The organism is Treponema sp. R8-4-B8 (assembly GCF_054786175.1).
The window spans coordinates 1-578 of the sequence record NZ_BDHE01000265.1; the positions used below are offsets into that span (position 1 = coordinate 1).

The 578-nt window shown below is 52.2% G+C and carries 2 protein-coding genes; both read left to right on the forward strand.

Annotated elements, in window-relative coordinates:
• Positions 1-62 precede the first annotated feature (62 nt).
• Complete coding sequence (locus ACYVRA_RS08300) at positions 63-239, forward strand: hypothetical protein (protein WP_461252257.1); 177 nt, start codon at positions 63-65, stop codon at positions 237-239.
• Positions 240-341: 102 nt separating this feature from the next.
• The coding region (locus ACYVRA_RS08305; protein ID WP_461252258.1) for a glycosyltransferase at positions 342-578 on the forward strand (237 nt) is incomplete at its 3' end.

Sequence of the window (578 nt, forward strand, 5' to 3'; positions counted from 1 at the left end):
TATTGATAGGCCTGACGGCCGGGTCGCTGTACGCCCTGTGGCCCTTCAAAAAATTCGTAACTATGGACTTATACGAAAAAGGCGCGGGCGGGATGATAGAAGTCGTCAGCAAAAAAATGCAGACAAACATCAACATCCTGCCCGCCGACTTGTCGTCAATCTGGATACCGCTACTGTTCTGCGGAATCGGGGTCGCGGTGATGGTCGTGCTGGATCGGTACGGGGCGGAGAGGTCATAAGGGGCGGGACGTTCGCCTTGCTTGTCTTCCTCTTGCTCATAAGCGATCCTCCGGGCGGGCGGCTGCCCGATAGGGTAAAGACTGTCTCTTATACACATCTAGATGTGTATAAGAGACAGGGCCGAGACTGTTCCCAAGGAACACATCTGCGTCGTGGACGACGCCTCCAACGACGGGACGTATGAATTTTGTATAGATTCAGGCATAGACTGCGTCCGCCACCATAGGAACCGGGGCAAGGGCGCGGCTCTTAGAACGGGTTTTTCGCACTTGATCAGCACCAAGGGTGTTGATATCGATATTGATAATGATATTAATAAAAATATCAAGGGGATTGCG